Origin of the sequence: Pseudomonas sp. ACN5 (genome assembly GCF_002303975.1) — a bacterium.
Lineage (GTDB): Bacteria > Pseudomonadota > Gammaproteobacteria > Pseudomonadales > Pseudomonadaceae > Aquipseudomonas > Aquipseudomonas laurylsulfatiphila.
Genome location: NZ_MRCP01000003.1, coordinates 288,354 through 307,028, shown reverse-complemented (window position 1 = coordinate 307,028; position 18,675 = coordinate 288,354). Strand labels below are relative to the sequence as shown.

Genomic DNA, 18,675 nt, shown 5'->3' with positions numbered 1-18,675 from the left:
CAGTGATTGTGTGAATAATTACCAATCGCTCAGTTTTTGCGAGCCAGTCGCTGCATCTTGTTGAGCAAAATGTAACCAGCATTTGCTACAGGTTCCCGGCACCGGGATAATGCGCGCCACTCGGCGGCAAACGCCGCGCAGGGTGAGTCTCGGCTCTCGGCCACTCCCCGCGTCAAGTAAGCCTGTGAGGGCGGGATGAATGTCTGTGATCAACTTCAACATCGCCCAATGGCGCGCCTGGGCCCCGGGGCTTGAAAGCGTGAACGATTGGCAGGCCTGGAGCCGGCAACCCGTCGTGCTGCCGGACAGCGATGCCGCTCCCGACGTTTCCTTTCTGCCGGCCATGCAGCGCCGCAGGCTCAGCCGCCTGGCACGGATGGCATTCAGTGTCGGCTGGCCATTGGCCGAAGGCCGGCAGGATCTGCCATTGGTCTTTGTTTCCCGTCACGGCGAAACGCCGCGCACTGTCGACATTCTGAGTGATCTGGCCGCCGACCAGCCGCTGTCGCCGACCCGGTTCAGCTTGTCTGTACATAACGCGATTATTGGTTTGTGGTCGATCATGCGCGGTGAAACCAGCGAAATGACGGCCCTGGCCGCCGCAGGCGACGGCCTGGAGCACGGCATGCTCGAAGCTGCCGCGCTGCTGGCCGAAGGCGCTGGCGCGGTACTGCTGGTGGTCACCGAAGAGCGCCCGCCCGAGGCTTACTCGACCTGGATCGACGACGTGCCGTTCCCTTATGCCGTCAGCCTGCTGATCACACCCGGTACCGACTGGCAGTTGTCCCTGAACAGCCCCTCGGATGCGTTGTCCAAATCCCGCTGGCCTCACGCGCTGAATCTGTTGCGTATGCTGCTCGGCCAGCAAACCACCTGCCAACATGCCTGGAAAAATCGTGTATGGACCTGGCAACGCAACCCGTGACCGAGAAAAACCGCGACGCCTATTACTGGCGCTTGCTGGCCACCGCCGCGAGCTTTGCCCTGTTCGGGTTGGGCGGCCTGTGCCTGCGCCTGGTGATTTTCCCTGTGCTGAACTGCCTGCCCGGCGACGCCCGGACCCATCGGCTGCGGGCCCGGCAAACGGTCAGCCGCTGTTTCTGGATTTTTGTGCGCTTCATGGCCCGTACCGGGGTGCTGACCTACGACATTGAAGGCGCGGAAAAGCTCGGTCGTCCCGGGCAAATGATCCTTGCCAATCACCCCTCGCTGATCGACGTGGTGTTTCTGATCGGCCTGGTGCGTCACGCCAACTGCGTGGTCAAGCAAAGTCTCTGGGAAAACCCGTTCACCCGCGGACCGCTGCGCTGCACCGAATACATCAGCAACGACGGCAGCATGGACATGCTCGACGCGGCGGCCGACGCGCTGAAAGACGGCCAGACCCTGATCATTTTCCCCGAAGGTACGCGCACCCAACCCGGCCAGCCACCGGCCTTTCATCGGGGCGGCGCGGCAATCGCCCTGCGGGGTGCGAAAATCCTCACCCCGGTCATTATCAAGGTCAACCCGACCACATTGACCAAGGCCGAGCCCTGGTACCGCATCCCCAAGCGCCGCGTGCACTTCAGTTTCCGGGTCGGGGCCGATATAGACCCACAGGCCTTCGCCTCGCTGGGGCCGGCTCCGCAAGCCTCGCGCAAGCTCAACGATTATCTACATTCTTACTTTATCAAGGAGCTCGCCGAAGATGAGCGATCGGAACACCCATAGCCTGGTGCTGGAAATCAAAGAGCTGATCATCGACGCCCTGGGCCTCGAGGACATCAGCGCCGAAGACATCGGCAACGAGCAGACGCTGTTCGGCGAAGGCCTGGGCCTGGACTCGGTGGACGCCCTGGAACTGGGCCTGGCCATCCAGAAAAAGTACGGCATCAAAATCGATGCCGATGCCAAAGACACCCGTAACCACTTCAGTAACGTGGCGAGCCTTGCGGCGTTCGTCACTGCAAAACAGGCAGCTTGAGACCGGACCATGCAAACTCGTGACGACATCTTCAACACCCTGCGCGATGCCCTGGTCGAGCTATTCGAACTGGACCCCGGGCGTGTGAGCCTGGAATCCAACCTGTATCAGGACCTGGAAATCGACAGCATCGACGCGGTCGACCTGATCGATCACATCAAACGCCAGACGGGCAAGAAAATCGCCGCCGAAGAATTCAAATCGGTGCGTACCGTCAGTGACGTGGTCGAGGCGGTCTACCGTCTGGTTCAACCGGCCGCATGAGTCGACTGATCGGCCTCGGCCTGCTGCTGGCAGGCCTTTTGTATCCCTTTGCGGTGTATTTCGGCATGGAGCACTTCGCCCCCTGGCAGTTCGGCCTGCTGCTGGGCGGACTGTGGCTGGCCCGGGCGCTGACCGGCAAACGTCGGCCCGGCAGCCTGTGGATGGCGACGGTGGCCATTGTGTTCTGCCTGTTGCTGGCACTGTTCGACAGCCCGGCGCTGTTGCGCTGGTATCCGGTGTTGATCAGCGCCTTCATGTTGGTGCTGTTCGGCTCGAGCCTGACATTCGGCCCACCGATCGTCGAACGCCTGGCCCGGGTGCGCGAACCGCAATTGCCGGCCGAGGGCATTCGCTATACCCGTCAGGTGACCGTCGCCTGGAGCGTCTTTTTTCTATGCAACGGTGTGTGTGCCGCCGCCCTGACCCTCTGGGCGCCGCTGAGCTGGTGGACGCTGTACACCGGCCTGATCTCCTACGGATTGATAGGCCTGATGTTTGCCATTGAATGGCTGATACGACTAAGGGTACGAGGCCACCCATGAATTGGATAAAACTTGAGCACTTGCTGCTCAAGGCTCAGCCGGACCGCGCCATCACGACCGGTCCGGCACTGGATCACGCCCGACTGTGCGAACTGGCGCTGAGCCTGGCCGCCGGCCTGCAAGCCCGGGGTGTCCGGCAGATGGCCGTGCACCTTGAGGATGCCGCCGACCTGGCGATTGCCCTGCTCGGCGCCTGGCGTGCCGGGGTCAGTGTGCTGCTGCCGTCCGACCTGCAGCCGCAGACCCGCCAACGCTGGTCGAATGACGTCGATCTATGGCTGACCGATCAGCCCGGCGACACGCACCTTGGCGACCTCCAACAGCCACCGCTCAGCGCCGCCGCGCTGGACCTGGATAACTGCCGACTCAACCTGTGCACGTCCGGTTCCAGTGGCGAGCCCAAGCGCATCGAAAAAAACCTGCGCCAACTGGCCAATGAAGTCGAAGCCCTGGAACAGCTGTGGGGTCCTGGCCTGGGCCCGGCGTGCATCATTGGCAGCGTCGCCACCCAGCACATCTACGGTTTGTTGTTTCGGGTACTGTGGCCGTTGTGCGCCGGACGTCCGTTCGTACGCAAGCAATTGGCGTTCCCGGAAGACCTGCAACGTGCAAGCCGCGAGCACCCGGCCTTCGCCTGGGTGGCCAGCCCGGCGCTGCTCAAGCGCATGGGCGACAACCTCGACTGGCCAGCCTTGAGCTGCGTTCGCCGGGTGTTTTCCTCCGGCGGCGCATTGCCGGTCGAGGCCGCACAGAGCCTGCATGAACGTCTCGGGCAATGGCCAACGGAAATTTTCGGCAGCTCGGAAACCGGCGGCATCGCCTGGCGTCAGGGCGCTGAACTCTGGCAGCCCTTTGCCGATGTCACGCTGACTCAAGACAGTGAGGGTGCGCTGCTGATCGCTTCGCCCTACTTGCCTGACGGTCATGTCGAACAGACTGCCGATTCCGCACGCATCGCCGTCGATGGTCGCTTCGAATTGCTCGGGCGCCTGGACCGGATCGTCAAACTGGAAGAAAAACGCATCTCGCTGCCGATGCTGGAACAGGCTCTCATGGCCCATGACTGGGTCAGCGAGGCGCGGCTCGGCGTGGTTCAGGAAAACCGCGCTTCCCTGGGGGCCTTGTTGGTCCCGAGCGAAGCCGGTTTGCATGCTCTGCGTAACTTGGGCCGACGCAGCCTTACCGAGCACTTGCGCCAACACCTGAGCCAACACTGTGAAACCCTGGCCCTGCCGAGACGCTGGCGCCTGCTGCGACAACTGCCGCTGAACGCTCAGGGCAAACTGCCCCAGGCCGACGTCGACGCCCTGCTGTTGGCACCGCGCCCCAAAGCCCCGCAGGTGCTGGAGCAAGTCGAAAGCGAGGGCGAGTGGAGCCTGCAACTGGCCGTGCCACCGGACCTGGCCTATTTCAGCGGTCATTTCCCCAAGGCGCCGGTATTGCCTGGCGTGGTGCAGGTGGACTGGGCGCTGAGCCTGGGCCGGCAACTGATGAACCTGCCGGAAAAATTCGCCGGCATGGAAGTCTTGAAGTTCCAGCAACTGGTGCGCCCGGGCGATGAAATCCAGCTGCACCTGCGCTTCGACCCGGCCCGCGGCAAACTCTATTTCGCCTACCGCAACGAAACTGCCACCTGCTCCAGCGGGCGGATCTTGCTGGAGGTGGCGCATGTGTAAGTTTGGAGAGTGCTGCGCACTCATTCGCGAGCAAGCCCGCTCCCACACTGGATTTGTGTCGAGTACAAATTTCGAGTTCGGATGCGCTCCAATGTGGGAGCGGGCTTGCTCGCGAAACAGACACCTCGGTCTTTCAGGTGTACACCAACATGCATAGCCCCTGCGCCATTGTCCCGGTGTACAACCACGAAGGCGCCATCACCACAGTGGTCGATGCGCTGATCGCCAGCCATCTGCCGTGCATTCTGGTGGACGATGCCAGCAGCCCGCGCTGCGCCCGGGTACTGGACCGACTGGCCCAACGTGAAATGGTTTACCTGATCCGCCTCGCCGAAAACCAGGGCAAGGGCGGCGCGGTCATGACCGGCTTGCGCGAAGCTTCACGCCTGGGTTTCAGCCATGCCTTGCAGGTGGATGCCGATGGCCAGCACGACCTGCAGGACGTCAAACGCTTCATCGAACAATCACGCCGCCACCCACGGGCGGTGATCTGCGGTTATCCGCAATATGACGCCAGCGTGCCGAAAGGCCGTTTGTATGCGCGCTACCTCACCCACGTCATGGTCTGGATCAACACCCTGTCGTTGCAGATTCGCGACTCCATGTGCGGTTTCCGGGTCTACCCGTTGCCACCGGTTCTGGCGTTGATCGAGTCAGCGAAAATCGGTAAGCGCATGGACTTCGACTCGGACATCCTGGTGCGCCTGGCCTGGCGCAATCAGCCGATGCAATGGCTGCAAACCAAAGTCCGTTACCCGCTGGACGGCGTTTCGCATTTTCGGATGTTCCACGACAACGTGCTGATTTCCAGCATGCACACGCGGCTGTTCTTCGGCATGTTGCTGCGCTCACCCATGATCCTCTGGCGACGGTGGCGGACATGAGTGCCGACAAACAACACTGGGCCGACCGCGAGGAGCGCGGCAGTTTCTGGCTGATGAAGCTCACCGCATTCGGCGCCAAAGTGCTGGGCCGTCGAGTACTGAGCCCGGTGTTGTACGGCATCGTCCTGTACTTCTTCCTGTTCGGGCGCAGTGCCCGACACAGTGCCTGGCAATACCAGCAACGCCTGGCCGACTGGAGCGGTCGCAACGAACTGCGCCCGAGCCATTGGCGGGTGTTCGGCCAGTTCATGGCGTTCGCCGACTCCATGCTCGACAAACTCGATGTCTGGAACGGCAGGCTGAGCATCGAACAAATCGAAATCATCGACCCGGCGCTGCTGCGCGACCAATTGCGCGCTAACCGCGGCCAGATGCTGGTGGGCGCACACCTGGGCAATCTGGAAGTCTGCCGCGCACTGGCGGAAATCGGTGAAAAGGTCACGATGAACGTGCTGGTGCACACCAAACACGCCGAACAGTTCAACCGTTTGCTGGGCGAAGCCGGGGCGACCAACTTGCGCCTGATTCAGGTCAGCGAGCTCGACCCGGGGATCATGCTGCAACTGAGCGAACGCCTGGAGCGTGGTGAGTGGCTGGCGATTGCCGGCGACCGCGTGCCGCTGCATGGCGGGCGCAGCGTGACCGTGGATTTTCTCGGCCATCCGGCCAGATTCCCTCAAGGCCCGTGGCTGTTGGCCGGCCTGCTGAAATGCCCGATCAATCTGCTGCTGTGCCTGAAAAAGCCCGACGGCGACTACCGACTGACCATTGAACCCTTCGCTGAGGCAATCACCTGGATACGCAGCGACCGCGAACAGGTCATTCATCAGTGGGCGTCCCGCTACGCCGAGCGCCTGAGTCACTATTGCCTCGAAGCGCCCCAACAATGGTTCAACTTTTACCCTTTCTGGAAGACCGATGACGACGCCAACGCTTGAGCCGGTAACCTTCGGCGAACGCCCTCTGCGCATTGAAGATGTGCTGGCACTGGCCAACCGCAAGGTGCCCACGCAGTTGCAAAGCGATCCCGCCTATCGCGAACGCATCGCCAAGGGCGCGCGTTTTCTGGACTCGCTGCTGGACAAGGAAGGCGTGATCTACGGCGTGACCACCGGTTATGGCGATTCCTGCGTGGTCGCGGTGCCGCTGCATCACGTCGAAGCGCTGCCGCAGCATCTGTACACCTTCCACGGCTGCGGGCTGGGCAAACTGCTCGACGCCCAGGCCACCCGCGCGGTATTGGCGGCGCGTCTGCAGTCGCTGTGCCACGGTGTTTCCGGGGTGCGCGTAGAGCTGCTGGAACGCCTGCAAGCGTTCCTTGAACACGACATCCTGCCGCTGATTCCGGAGGAAGGTTCGGTCGGCGCCAGCGGTGACCTGACGCCGCTTTCGTACGTTGCCGCCACGCTGTCCGGCGAACGCGAAGTGATGTTCCGTGGCGAACGCCGGCAGGCTGCCGATGTGCACCGCGAACTCGGCTGGCAGCCACTGGTGCTGCGGCCGAAAGAAGCCCTGGCACTGATGAACGGCACTGCCGTAATGACCGGCCTCGCCTGCCTGGCCTTCGCCCGCGCCGATTACCTGCTGCAACTGGCCACGCGCATCACCGCGCTGAACGTGGTCGCCCTGCAGGGCAATCCGGAGCACTTCGACGAGCGCCTGTTCGCCGCCAAGCCACATCCGGGGCAGATGCAGGTCGCCGCGTGGCTGCGCAAGGACCTGGCCATCGACGCGCCGACTGCCCCCTTGCATCGCCTGCAAGACCGCTATTCCCTGCGCTGCGCGCCCCATGTGCTGGGCGTACTGGCCGACAGCCTGAACTGGCTGCGTTCGTTCATCGAGATTGAGCTCAACAGCGCCAACGACAACCCGATCATCGATGCCGAAGCCGAGCGCGTGCTGCACGGCGGGCACTTCTACGGCGGGCACATCGCGTTCGCCATGGACAGCCTGAAAAACCTCGTGGCCAACGTCGCCGACCTGCTGGACCGGCAACTCGCGCTGCTCGTGGACGAGCGCTACAACCATGGTTTGCCGAGCAACCTGTCCGGCGCTACGGCTGACCGCGCCATGCTCAACCACGGCTTCAAGGCCGTGCAGATCGGCACCAGCGCCTGGACCGCCGAAGCGCTGAAAAACACCATGCCGGCCAGCGTCTTCTCGCGCTCCACCGAATGCCACAACCAGGACAAAGTCAGCATGGGCACCATCGCCGCCCGGGATGCGATTCGCGTATTGGAACTCACCGAACAAGTGGCAGCCGCCACGCTGCTGGCGGCCAATCAGGGCGTCTGGCTGCGCGGCCAGGCCGAAGATGCGCGCCCACTGCCACCCGCACTGGCCGCCATGCACGAAGCCTTGGCCGGGGACTTCCCACCGGTCATCGAAGACCGCGCACTGGAAGGCGAGTTGCGCCTGTGCCTGCAGCGCATCGCCGAACAACACTGGAGGCTGCATGCGTAGCAAGGGACATCTGCACACCGACACGGAAATCGTCGTGCCCTTCTTTGACGTCGACAGCATGCACGTGGTCTGGCACGGCCATTACGTCAAATACCTGGAAGTCGCCCGCTGCGCGCTGCTGGACCAGATCGGCCACAACTACACGGCGATGAACGAATCCGGCTACGCCTGGCCGGTGATCGACCTGCAATTGCGCTACGTGCGCGGCGCGGTGTTCGGCCAGAAACTCAACGTGCGCGCCAACCTGGTGGAGTGGGAGAACCGTTTGAAGATCAACTACCTGATCAGTGATCTGCAAACCGGTGAACGCCTGACCCGGGCCATGACGGTACAGGTCGCCGTCGACCTCGCCAGCCGCGAGATGCAACTGGCCTCCCCGAAGGTCTTCACCGACGCGGTAGAGAGGGCCCTGCCATGATGTTCCGCCACCCATGTTCCCCTGTGGGAGCGGGCTTGCCCGCGATGGTCGTTAACGATGACACCGGGCACCTGACAGTCCGCGGCGCCCTCAGGTTTTTCGCGAGCAAGCTCGCTCCTACAGTGTTCTGCGTGCTACTGGGTATTCCTGGACTGGCCCATGCCTTCGACCTGCAACAACTCAGCGAGCAACTGGCCAAACCCGAGGTGATCCACGGCAACTTCATCCAGGAGAAACACCTGCGCGCCCTGCCCCAACCGCTGACCAGCAAGGGCTCGTTCGTGCTGGCAAAAAACCACGGCTTGTTGTGGCTGCTCAAAACGCCGTTGCAACAGGACTATCGCATCACCGCCAAAGGCATTGCCCGGCGAGACGGCAGTGTCTGGCAAATGCTGCCGGGCAAAAGCGCCGGTGCCGAGCAGAACCGTTTGTTCCTCGCCGTGCTGCAAGGCGACAGCAGCGGGCTGCAAAGGGATTTCGAATTGTCCCTGAGCGGCGATGCACAGAACTGGAAGCTCACGCTGGTGCCGCGTTCGATGCTGCTCAAGCAGGTGTTCAACCAGATCAACATTACCGGCGCAGCATTGGTGCAGAGCATCGAACTGCTCGAAACCCAGGGCGACAGTACGTTGTTGCGCATGCAGGACAGCACCAGCGCCCAACCGTTGAGCGACGCGGAGCAACATGACTTTGCCGAGTGAACGGTTACTGCCGCGGCTGTTTCTGATCCTGCTGCTGGCCGTACTGGCGCTCGCCGGTTGGCAATGGCGTGACGGCGCGCCACTGTCGGCGAACCTGATGGAACTGGTGCCCGGCACGGCGCCCGATGCCCTGGAGCTGCGCGCCGAACAACGCATGCAAGAACCGCTGAACCGCGAAATGCTGGTGCTGGTGGGCCACACCGATCGCCAGCAAGCCGTCGCCATGGCGCAAACCCTCGGCGAGCAATGGCAGGCCAGCGGACTGTTCGAAAAGGTCCAGTGGACCCTGCAAGCCGACTTGCCGGCGCTGCGCACGCAATTGCTGCAAGGTCGCCTGGCGATGCTCTCGGCAGTGGACCGACAACTGCTGATCGAACACCCCGACACCTTTATCCAGCAACGGGTGCAAGCCTTGTTCGACCCGTTCAACGGTTACAGCCTGGTGCCGAGCCAGGATGACTGGTTGGGCCTGACCGGGCGCATCCAGAACAGCCAGCCGCAACGCGGTTCGGTGCAACTGGACATCGGCAGCGGCACCTTGGTCGCCGATGTCGATGGCAAGAGCTGGGTCCTGCTGCGCGCACGCACCACCGGCAACGCCTTCGACATGAACCTGCCGCTGCAAGTGGCCGACCTGCTCGAGCACAGCCGCGAACAAGCTGCGCAGCACGACGTGCAACTGCTCGCCGCCAGCGGCCTGTTGTACGCAGCCAGCGGGCAACAACAGGCCGCCCGGGAGATGACCTGGGTCGGCGGCGGTGCCACCGTCGGGATTCTGTTGCTGCTGCTGTTGGCCTTCCGGCGCTGGCGCGTGTTGCTGGCGTTCGTGCCGGTGCTGGTGGGCATGCTCTTCGGTGCGGTGGCCTGCGTGGCGTTGTTCGGCCATATGCATGTGATGACGCTGGTACTGGGTTCGAGCCTGATCGGTGTGGCGGTCGACTACCCGCTGCACTACCTGTCCAAAAGCTGGAGCCTGAAACCCTGGCACAGCTGGCCTGCCCTGCGCCTGACCCTGCCAGGGTTGACCCTGAGCCTGATCACCAGCGGTATCGGCTACCTGGCCCTGGCCTGGACACCCTTCCCGGCGCTGACCCAGATTGCCGTGTTCTCTGCCGCCGGTTTGCTCGGCGCTTATTTGTCCGCCGTGTGCCTGCTGCCGGCCTTGCTCAAGGGCGTGGAGCTGCGTCCGGCGCAGTGGCCATTGCGTGTTTGCACGCTTTTGCTGAGCTGTCGTGAAGCGCTGCTCAATCAGGTGAAAACGCCAGTCCTGCTGGCGCTGCTGATCGCCTTTTGCGTGGGCGGGCTGTTGCAGCTGAGCAGCAAAAACGACATCCGCCAGTGGATCAGCGCACCGCAACAATTGACCGACGAAGCCCGGACCATTGCACGGATCACCGGCTATCAACCCACCAGCCAGTTCTTCCTGATACGCGCCGCCAACCAGCAGCAACTGCTTGAACGCCAGACCGCCCTGAGCGAACGACTGGATCAATTGATTGGCCTGGAAAAGCTCCAGGGTTATCTGTCGCTCAATCAACTGGTCAGCCCGCCGAACCAACAGCAGCAGGTGCGCGAAGCGTTGAACAAACTGCCGGCGTTCTGGCAACCGTTGCTCGACATCGGCGTACCGGGCGAGGCGTTGCAAGCCGAGCTGACGAAGCTACAGGCACTGCCGGCCGTGGACATCGACGCAGCGCTCAGCGGCCCGCTGGCAGAGCCCTACCGCCCCCTGTGGCTGGGGCCTACCGAAGACGGCGTGGCGGCGATAGTCAGCCTGCAAGGCATCAACAACCCGGCCCTGCTGCGGCTCCAGGGCGAGGACTTACCCGGCGTGACACTGGTGGATCGACTGGGTGAACTGAACACCGTCTTCGCCGCCACCCAAATCAGTGCCGCCGAACTGAAACTCGCCTCCTGCGTGCTGATCGTGCTGGTGCTGATCCTGCCATTCGGCTTCGGCGGTGCATTACGCATCGTCTCCCTGCCGCTGCTGGCGGCGTTGTGCAGCCTGGCCAGCCTCGGCTGGCTGGGGCAGCCGTTGACCCTGTTCAGCCTGTTCGGCCTGCTGCTGGTGACGGCGATCAGCGTCGATTACGCGATCCTGATGCGCGAACAGGTCGGCGGCGCGGCCGTGAGCCTGTTGGGCACCCTGCTGGCGGCGTTGACCACCTGGTTGTCGTTCGGGCTGCTGGCGGTGTCGAGCACCCCGGCGGTGAGCAACTTCGGATTGTCGGTGAGCCTCGGCCTGGTCTTCAGCTTCCTGCTGGCACCCTGGGCCGGTCGACAGGTGCATGAGTCCACGGCCGCGGAGCGTGCAGCGTGATGATCGTTGTGTTCTGGGCGATGGCCCTGGCGCTGTTCGCACTGGCGACCCGTGTCGGCCGGCATTTTGGCCTGATTCCCATCGTCAGCCAGTTGTTGCTGGCAACCCTCGGTTTGCCGCTGCTGATGTATTTCTGGATCGAGCCGCAATGGCAGCTGAGCGGTGCGCAGCTGGTGTCGCCGGGCTGGCTGAAGCACCTCTACAGCCTGAGTTTTGCCCTGTTGCTGGGCTACATCCTCAGCGATGTGATCGACCTGCAACTGGAGCGCCAGAGCCTGAAAATCGCCTTGCCGAGCTTTTGCATTCCGTTTGCCTGTGGCCTGGCCACGGCCGTCTGGCTGTTGCCGGCGCAACCCTGGATCAGCTCGCTGGCCGTCGGCCTGTTGTTCGCCATTACCGCGATTCCGGTGCTGTACCTGTACCTGCGACACATCGATTACCCGCCTGCCGCCACCCGGCGTCTGGTGCAAACCGCGATTCTCATCGACCTCGCCTGCTGGACTTTGTTCGGCCTCGCCCAGGGCAGCCTGCACCTGAGCAGCCTGTTGCTGCCGCTGGCCGGCGCCTGCCTGCCGGTGCTGTTGCGGCTGCTTGGTTTGCGCCAGACGTGGCTCAACAGCCTGTGTTTTTTCGCCCTGCTGGTCGTCGCCGAGCACTACAAGCTCAATGCGCTGATTTTCGGCATCGGCTATGTATTGATCATGGCCGCGTTGAAAGCGCCGCTGGTGCTGCCGTTGCCGGCCATCTGGATGAGCCGTTTGCAGACGTACATCGCCATCCCCTTGATCCTCACGTTCGGCATCGTGCAGATCAACGTGCACAGCGCGATGGACAGCCTCGGCTGGGTGCAACTGGTGGCCCTGCTGCTGTTGCCGATGCTGAGCAAACTGCTGGGCAACTGGCTCGGCCTCGGCTGGGCCGGGGCGTCGTTCAAGGGCGCCAGCCGCTGGCGGGAAAGTGTGCTGCTGAACATCCGCGGCTTGAGCGAGATCGTCTTTCTCAACCTGTTGCTGCAACAGCAACTCATCAGCCCGCCGCTGTACTTTGCGCTGATGCTGATGGGCCTGATCGCTACACTGCTGCCAGCCCTGACCGGTATGCACCGAATCCCCCTGAAAGCCGCTGTCCCGGCAAGGAGCCCTCATGCCAACCGTTGAAATGGAATGCCGCCAGGTCGTGGTCATCGGTGCCGGTCCTTCGGGTGCCATCGCCGCCGCGTTGCTCAAGCGCAAGGGACACGATGTGCTGGTGATCGAGCGTCAGCATTTTCCACGTTTTTCCATTGGTGAAAGCCTGTTGGCCCATTGCCTGGATTTCGTCGAAGAAGCGGGCATGCTCGACGCCGTCAATGCGGCCGGCTTCCAGGTGAAAACCGGCGCCGCCTTTGCCTGGGGTGAGCGTTACAGCGCGTTCGATTTCGGCGAGACGTTCAGCCACGGCAAATCAACGACATTTCAGGTCCAGCGCGCCGATTTCGATAAGCTGCTGGCCGATCAGGCCACGCTGCAAGGCGTGGAGATCCGCTATGGCGAAACCATCGTCAGCGTCGACATCGACCCGGAAAAACCGCAGCTCGGCGTGCGCCGCGAAGACGGCAGCGAGTACCGCATCGAGGCTGGCTTCCTGCTCGATGCCAGTGGCTACGGTCGCGTGCTGCCGCGATTGCTCGACCTCGAGGCGCCGTCGAACTTCCCGGTGCGCCAGGCCGTGTTCACCCACGTCGAAGACCGTATCGACCACCCGGCCTTCGACCGCAGCAAGATCCTGGTGACCACTCATCCGACCCAACGAGACGTGTGGTTCTGGACCATTCCGTTCAGCAACGGGCGCTGCTCGGTCGGCGTGGTCGCCGCCGAGGAACGTTTCGCCGGCCGCAGCGACAATCTGGACGAATGCCTGCGCGGCTTTATCGGCGAGACGCCAAGCCTGGCCAGCGTGTTGACCAACGCGCGCTGGGATACCGCAGCCCGAACCATCGGCGGTTACTCGGCCAACGTCAAAACCTTGCACGGTCCGGGCTTCGCGCTGCTGGGCAATGCCGCGGAATTCCTCGACCCGGTGTTTTCCTCCGGAGTGACCATCGCCATGCGTTCGGCGAGCATGGCGGCCGGGGTGTTGCACCGCCAGTTGCAGGGCGAAGCCGTCGACTGGCAAACCGAGTTCGCCGAGCCGCTCAAGCGCGGCGTCGACACCTTCCGTTGCTACGTCGAAGGCTGGTACGCCGGAACCTTCCAGGATGTGATTTTCCATGAGAGCAGCTCGCCGGAAATTCGCGGAATGATCAGCTCCATCCTTGCAGGGTATGCCTGGGACCCACGCAACCCGTTCGTCAGCGAAGCCCGGCGCCGGTTGAAGGTGATATCGGAGTTCTGCGCAAGGGATGCGTCATGAACCACTTGAGCGACCACTACGTCGAAGAAACCCGTTTCGGTTTGTGGTTCCTGCGCAGCCGGATCTGGCAACACTATGTGCTGCGGCTGGCGGTGAACGATTTGCGCGGCCTGTTCAGCGAAGCGCCGCCTGCCGACCCGGTACTGCTGGATGCCGGCTGTGGTCAGGGCAAGTCATTCGCGCTGCTGCGCCAGGCCTTTGCGCCCGCTCGCCTGATCGGCATCGATGCCGACCCGCAGAGCCTCACCCAGAGCGCCGAAGAAGCAGCCCGCCAGGGCATGGACGTGGAGTTGATCGGCAGCGACTGCGCGAACCTCAAGCTGGCGGACGCCAGTATCGACCTGCTGTTCTGTCACCAGACGTTCCATCACCTGGTGCAGCAGGAACAGGCCCTGGCCGAGTTTTACCGCGTGCTCAAGCCGGGCGGTTATCTGCTGTTCGCCGAGTCCACCGAGGCCTACATTGATACCTGGGTGATTCGCTGGTTGTTTCGCCACCCGATGCACGTGCAGAAAAGCGCGGCGCAGTATCTGCACATGATCCGACAACAGGGTTTCGAATTTACCGCGCAAAACGTGTCTTATCCGTACCTGTGGTGGAGTCGCGCCAAGGATTTCGGCCTGCTCGAATACTTGGGTGTGTGCAAGCCAAAACCCTTTGGCCAACGGGAAGAAACCCTGGTCAATGTGGTGGCGCGCAAACCGTTTGAAGGAACTATGTGATGTTCATTGCCAACCGCTTGAAATACCCAACCTGTGGGAGCGGGCTTGCTCGCGAAAGCGGTGGGTCAGCCGACATCAGTGTTGAAAGCACTACCGCCTTCGCGAGCAAGCCCGCTCCCACAGGGGTCGCCAGTGTGTTGCGATTTCTGTTGGTCGCCGCGGCACTGCTTCTGAGCGCCTGCACCAGCCGGGCGCCATTGCCCGAAAAAAATCCGGAGCTGCCGTTGCCGCTGCAATTGCATATCCAGCTATTGAAGCCCGACGACCGCCTGGACTGGATAGTGGTGATCCAGCGCGAAGAGACGGGCATTCGCTGGTCGATGATGGACCTGCTGGGCATTCCCCAGGCCCGCCAGCTATTGAACGATAAAACCTGGCACGCCGACGGCCTGTTGCCACCCAACCCGCAAGCCCGGGAACTGTTCGCCGCGCTGCTGTTTGCACTGACGCCAAATGATGAACTGGCGGCCAACTATCCCGGCGCCTGGCAGCACGGCAGACAACGGTCCCTGCCCGAGCGCTGGGACGTCCGCTACGCACAACCGCAGAATTTTGAATTGATGACTGCGAACGGTGCGACCTATCAAGTCACGCCCCTGAGCGGTGAAACACCATGACGGCTTACCTCAATGCCCTCGGACTGGTCTGCGCGCTGGGCCGCGACAAGCAGGAGGTTGCCCGCCACCTGTTTGCCGGCGACTGCGGCGGCATGCGCGAACAAGCCGGCTGGGTGCCGCAACGCACGCTGCCGGTCGGCGCGGTCCAGGGCAACCTGGCAACCCTTCCAGCCGACATGTCGCGCCATCACAGTCGCAACAATCAGCTGTTGCTGGAAGCCACGCTGCAAATCCGCCCGGACATCGACAGCGCGATCCAGACTTACGGCCGCGATCGCATCGGTGTCGTGCTCGGCACCAGTACTTCGGGTATCGACGAGGCCAGCCAGGGCCTGGCGCACTACCTGCGCGAAAAGCAGTTCCCGCCCGAGTACGACTACCAGCAACAGGAACTGGGTGCGCCGGCAAACTTCCTCGCCGAGTGGCTGCAATTGAGCGGGCCGGCCTATGTCATTTCCACGGCTTGCACCTCCAGTGCCCGGGCCCTGATGAGTGCCCAGCGCCTGTTGGACCTGGGCGTCTGCGACGCGGTGCTGTGTGGCGGTGTCGATACCTTGTGCAAGTTGACCCTCAACGGTTTCTCGGCACTGGAAGCGGTCTCGGAACAGCGTTGCAATCCGTTTTCGCTGAACCGCAACGGCATCAACATTGGCGAAGCGGCGGTGCTGTTCCTGATGACCAGACACGCAGGCGACAGCCAGCCGATTGCCTTGCTCGGCAGCGGCGCCAGCTCCGATGCACATCACATTTCCGCCCCCGAGCCGACGGGTCGAGGCGCCCTGCAAGCCATGCGCAAAGCCTTGGGCCGCGCCAACCTGCAACCGGAGCAGATCGCTTATCTGAACCTGCACGGTACCGCCACCCAACACAACGACGCCATGGAAAGCCTGGCCGTGGCAACGCTGTTCCCGGCCGGCGTGCCCTGTTCGTCGAGCAAACCCATGACCGGCCACACCCTCGGTGCAGCCGGGGCGCTGGAAGCGGCATTCTGCTGGTTGAGCCTGAGCGCCGACAATCGCGAACATGCCCTGCCGCCACACGTCTGGGACGGCCAGCCCGATCCCGAATTGCCGCCGCTGCAATGGGTGACCCCGGCCACTCGCCTGACGTCCATTGCACCCCGTTACCTGATGAGCAATTCCTTTGCCTTCGGTGGCAATAACGTCAGCCTGATTATCGGAGACGCCCCATGATTGACTGGCCGCTCGCCGAACTGCTGCCCCACGCCGGCGACATGATCCTGATCGATCAGGTCCTGGCGTTCGATGAAGAGCAGATTCACACCCGCCTGACCGTCAAGCCCGATGGCCTGTTCAACCTCCCCGACGGCAGCCTGCCGGCCTGGGTCGGCATCGAACTGATGGCGCAAAGTGTTGCCGCCTTTGCCGGTTGCCATGCGCGTCAGCGCGGCGATGCGGTGGAGTTGGGTTTCCTGCTCGGCAGCCGCAAATTCGAATGCAACGTTGAAAGCTTCCCGGCGGGCACCGAGTTGACCCTCCACGGGATTCGCTCCCTGGAGGACGACAACGGCATGGGCGTGTTCGAGTGCCACATCAACGCCCCCGGCATTCATGCCACCGCCCGTCTGAACGTGTACCGCCCACCCCAGGCCGCTCAATATCTTCATGAACCCGAAGGAGTCCAGTCATGACTGAATCCGTACTGGTCACCGGTTCCAGCCGTGGCATCGGCCGCGCCATCGCCTTGCGCCTGGCCCGGGCCGGGCACGATATCGTGCTGCATTGCCGTAGCGGCCTGACGGACGCCGAAGCCGTCAAGACCGAAGTCGAGGCCTTGGGCCGTCGTGCGCGCATCCTGCAGTTCGACGTGGCCGACCGCGCCCGTTGCAAGGAAATTCTCGAAGCCGACGTGGAAACCCACGGCGCCTATTACGGTGTGGTGCTCAATGCCGGCCTGACCCGCGACGGTGCCTTTCCGGCCCTGAGCGAGGACGATTGGGATGTGGTGATGCGCACCAATCTCGACGGTTTCTACAACGTGCTGCACCCGGTCATGATGCCGATGATCCGGCGTCGCGCCGCCGGGCGGATTGTCTGCATCACCTCGGTGTCCGGGCTGATCGGCAACCGTGGCCAGGTCAACTACAGCGCTTCCAAGGCCGGGCTGATCGGCGCGGCCAAGGCATTGGCGATCGAGCTGGGCAAGCGCAAAATCACCGTTAACTGTGTCGCCCCCGGCCTGATCGACACGGCCATGCTCGATGAAAACGTGCCGGTGGAAGAACTGATGAAAATGATCCCCGCACAACGCATGGGCACCCCTGAAGAGGTGGCCGGCGCGGTGAATTTCCTGATGTCGGCGGAAGCCTCGTACATCACCCGGCAGGTTCTGGCCGTCAACGGAGGCCTGTGCTGATGAAGCGCGTCGTCGTCACCGGCATGGCCGGCATCACCTCACTGGGCAGCGACTGGGACACCATCGCTGGCAACTTCGCGGCCAACCGCAGCGGCATCCGCCGGATGGACGAGTGGGATCGTTTTACCGAACTCAACACACGCCTGGCAGCCCCCATCGATGACTTCAAGGTGCCAAGCCACTGGACCCGCAAGCAACTGCGCAGCATGGGCCGGGTCTCACGGCTGGCGGTGGGCGCGGCGGAGATGGCGCTGGCCGATGCCGGCCTGTTGGGCGACGAATCGATCAAGGACGGGCGCATGGGCGTCGCCTGCGGTTCCTCGACCGGCAGCACCGACGAGATCAAGGCGTTCGGCAACATGCTGCTCAACTCGGTGGCCGAAGGCCTGAACGCCAATTCCTACGTGCGCATGATGCCGCACACCACAGCGGCGAACATCAGCATCTTCTTCGGTCTCACCGGCCGCCTGATTCCCACCTCCAGCGCCTGCACCAGCGGCAGCCAGGGCATCGGCTATGCCTACGAGGCGATCAAGTTCGGCCGCCTGCCGCTGATGCTCGCCGGCGGCGCCGAGGAACTGTGCCCGACTGAAGCCATGGTCTTCGACGCGCTCTACGCCACCAGCCTGAAAAACGACACCCCACAACGCAGCCCGCGCCCTTACGACACCGCTCGCGACGGCCTGGTGATCGGCGAAGGCGGCGGCATGCTGGTGCTCGAAGAACTGGAACACGCCCTGGCCCGTGGCGCGCACATCCATGCCGAGATCGTCGGATTCGGCAGCAACGCCGACGGCCAGCACACCACCCGTCCGGAGCAAGTCACCATGCGCCGGGCCATGGAACTGGCCCTGGAAGACGCCGGGCTGACACCTTCGGACATCGGCTACGTCAACGGCCACGGCACCGCCACCGAACAGGGCGACATCGCCGAAACCCTGGCCACCAGCAGCCTGTTCGGCGAACACATGCCGATCAGCTCGCAGAAGAGCTTCCTCGGCCACACCCTCGGCGCCTGCGGTGCACTGGAATCCTGGTTCAGCATCGAAATGATGAACCGCGACCTCTACGCCCACACCTTCAACCTCGACGAAGTCGACCCGCATTGCGGCAAGCTCGACTACCTGCGCGGCGAGTTTCGGCAGATGAGTAACCGGTACGTGATGAACAACAACTTTGCGTTTGGCGGGGTGAATACTTCGCTGATATTCAAGCGCTGGTCGTAACCTGGAATATTTTCCCTGTGGGAGCGAGCTTGCTCGCGATGGACGTCAACGATAACGCGCGGTGCCTGAATGACCGCGTTGTCTGGGCGTTTTTCGCGAGCAGGCT

General features: G+C 63.0%; 20 protein-coding genes. All 20 read left to right on the top strand.

Translation table 11 applies throughout. The annotated features are described in order from the left end of the window. Positions 1 to 199 precede the first annotated feature (199 nt). The 20 genes from BSF40_RS07520 (at position 200) to BSF40_RS07425 (ending at position 18,569) form a co-directional block, all read left to right on the top strand. Positions 200 to 925, top strand: a complete 726-nt coding sequence (locus BSF40_RS07520) for a beta-ketoacyl synthase chain length factor (RefSeq protein ID WP_095964645.1) — start codon at positions 200 to 202, stop codon at positions 923 to 925. Further along, positions 901 to 1,713, top strand: coding sequence for a 1-acyl-sn-glycerol-3-phosphate acyltransferase (locus BSF40_RS07515; protein WP_095964644.1), 813 nt, complete (start codon positions 901 to 903; stop codon positions 1,711 to 1,713). Before BSF40_RS07520 ends, BSF40_RS07515 begins: the two co-directional genes overlap by 25 nt. Beyond that, positions 1,691 to 1,966, top strand: coding sequence for a phosphopantetheine-binding protein (locus BSF40_RS07510; RefSeq protein ID WP_095964643.1), 276 nt, complete (start codon positions 1,691 to 1,693; stop codon positions 1,964 to 1,966). The genes BSF40_RS07515 and BSF40_RS07510 overlap by 23 nt, the downstream gene beginning before the upstream one ends. Positions 1,967 to 1,975: 9 nt before the next feature. Continuing rightward, a complete protein-coding gene (locus BSF40_RS07505; protein ID WP_007972204.1) occupies positions 1,976 to 2,230 on the top strand; it encodes an acyl carrier protein in 255 nt (84 codons plus the stop codon). Further along, a complete protein-coding gene (locus BSF40_RS07500) occupies positions 2,227 to 2,772 on the top strand; it encodes a hypothetical protein (protein ID WP_095964642.1) in 546 nt (181 codons plus the stop codon). The genes BSF40_RS07505 and BSF40_RS07500 overlap by 4 nt, the downstream gene beginning before the upstream one ends. After that, entirely contained in the window at positions 2,769 to 4,448 is a 1,680-nt protein-coding gene (locus BSF40_RS07495) for an acyl-CoA synthetase family protein (RefSeq protein WP_095964641.1), read from the top strand. Before BSF40_RS07500 ends, BSF40_RS07495 begins: the two co-directional genes overlap by 4 nt. A 149-nt stretch (positions 4,449 to 4,597) precedes the next feature. Beyond that, entirely contained in the window at positions 4,598 to 5,332 is a 735-nt protein-coding gene (locus tag BSF40_RS07490) for a glycosyltransferase family 2 protein (RefSeq protein ID WP_095964640.1), read from the top strand. Further along, positions 5,329 to 6,270: a glycosyl transferase gene (locus BSF40_RS07485; protein ID WP_095964639.1), complete on the top strand. Its 942-nt coding sequence runs from the start codon at positions 5,329 to 5,331 to the stop codon at positions 6,268 to 6,270. The genes BSF40_RS07490 and BSF40_RS07485 overlap by 4 nt, the downstream gene beginning before the upstream one ends. Further along, complete coding sequence (hutH, locus tag BSF40_RS07480) at positions 6,251 to 7,795, top strand: histidine ammonia-lyase (protein ID WP_095964638.1); 1,545 nt, start codon at positions 6,251 to 6,253, stop codon at positions 7,793 to 7,795. The genes BSF40_RS07485 and hutH overlap by 20 nt, the downstream gene beginning before the upstream one ends. Next, on the top strand, positions 7,788 to 8,213 hold the full coding sequence (locus tag BSF40_RS07475; protein ID WP_095964637.1) for a thioesterase family protein: 426 nt from the start codon (positions 7,788 to 7,790) through the stop codon (positions 8,211 to 8,213). Before hutH ends, BSF40_RS07475 begins: the two co-directional genes overlap by 8 nt. Beyond that, entirely contained in the window at positions 8,210 to 8,914 is a 705-nt protein-coding gene (locus tag BSF40_RS07470; protein WP_095964636.1) for an outer membrane lipoprotein carrier protein LolA, read from the top strand. The genes BSF40_RS07475 and BSF40_RS07470 overlap by 4 nt, the downstream gene beginning before the upstream one ends. Further along, a complete protein-coding gene (locus BSF40_RS07465; RefSeq protein WP_095964635.1) occupies positions 8,898 to 11,237 on the top strand; it encodes an MMPL family transporter in 2,340 nt (779 codons plus the stop codon). The genes BSF40_RS07470 and BSF40_RS07465 overlap by 17 nt, the downstream gene beginning before the upstream one ends. Further along, complete coding sequence (locus BSF40_RS07460; RefSeq protein WP_095964634.1) at positions 11,237 to 12,394, top strand: sodium:proton antiporter; 1,158 nt, start codon at positions 11,237 to 11,239, stop codon at positions 12,392 to 12,394. The genes BSF40_RS07465 and BSF40_RS07460 overlap by 1 nt, the downstream gene beginning before the upstream one ends. Next, a complete protein-coding gene (locus tag BSF40_RS07455; RefSeq protein ID WP_095964633.1) occupies positions 12,381 to 13,628 on the top strand; it encodes an NAD(P)/FAD-dependent oxidoreductase in 1,248 nt (415 codons plus the stop codon). The genes BSF40_RS07460 and BSF40_RS07455 overlap by 14 nt, the downstream gene beginning before the upstream one ends. After that, the gene (locus tag BSF40_RS07450) at positions 13,625 to 14,350 is read left to right on the top strand and encodes a class I SAM-dependent methyltransferase (RefSeq protein ID WP_095964632.1); all 726 of its coding nucleotides are present in this window, start codon (positions 13,625 to 13,627) and stop codon (positions 14,348 to 14,350) included. Before BSF40_RS07455 ends, BSF40_RS07450 begins: the two co-directional genes overlap by 4 nt. Next, positions 14,350 to 14,967, top strand: coding sequence for a hypothetical protein (locus tag BSF40_RS07445; RefSeq protein WP_095964631.1), 618 nt, complete (start codon positions 14,350 to 14,352; stop codon positions 14,965 to 14,967). Before BSF40_RS07450 ends, BSF40_RS07445 begins: the two co-directional genes overlap by 1 nt. Next, entirely contained in the window at positions 14,964 to 16,160 is a 1,197-nt protein-coding gene (locus tag BSF40_RS07440) for a beta-ketoacyl-[acyl-carrier-protein] synthase family protein (protein WP_095964630.1), read from the top strand. The genes BSF40_RS07445 and BSF40_RS07440 overlap by 4 nt, the downstream gene beginning before the upstream one ends. After that, the gene (locus tag BSF40_RS07435) at positions 16,157 to 16,618 is read left to right on the top strand and encodes a hotdog family protein (protein WP_095964629.1); all 462 of its coding nucleotides are present in this window, start codon (positions 16,157 to 16,159) and stop codon (positions 16,616 to 16,618) included. The genes BSF40_RS07440 and BSF40_RS07435 overlap by 4 nt, the downstream gene beginning before the upstream one ends. Further along, complete coding sequence (gene fabG / locus BSF40_RS07430) at positions 16,615 to 17,343, top strand: 3-oxoacyl-ACP reductase FabG (RefSeq protein ID WP_095964628.1); 729 nt, start codon at positions 16,615 to 16,617, stop codon at positions 17,341 to 17,343. The genes BSF40_RS07435 and fabG overlap by 4 nt, the downstream gene beginning before the upstream one ends. Next, a complete protein-coding gene (locus BSF40_RS07425; protein ID WP_095964627.1) occupies positions 17,343 to 18,569 on the top strand; it encodes a beta-ketoacyl-ACP synthase in 1,227 nt (408 codons plus the stop codon). Before fabG ends, BSF40_RS07425 begins: the two co-directional genes overlap by 1 nt. The last annotated feature ends 106 nt before the right edge of the window (positions 18,570 to 18,675 follow it).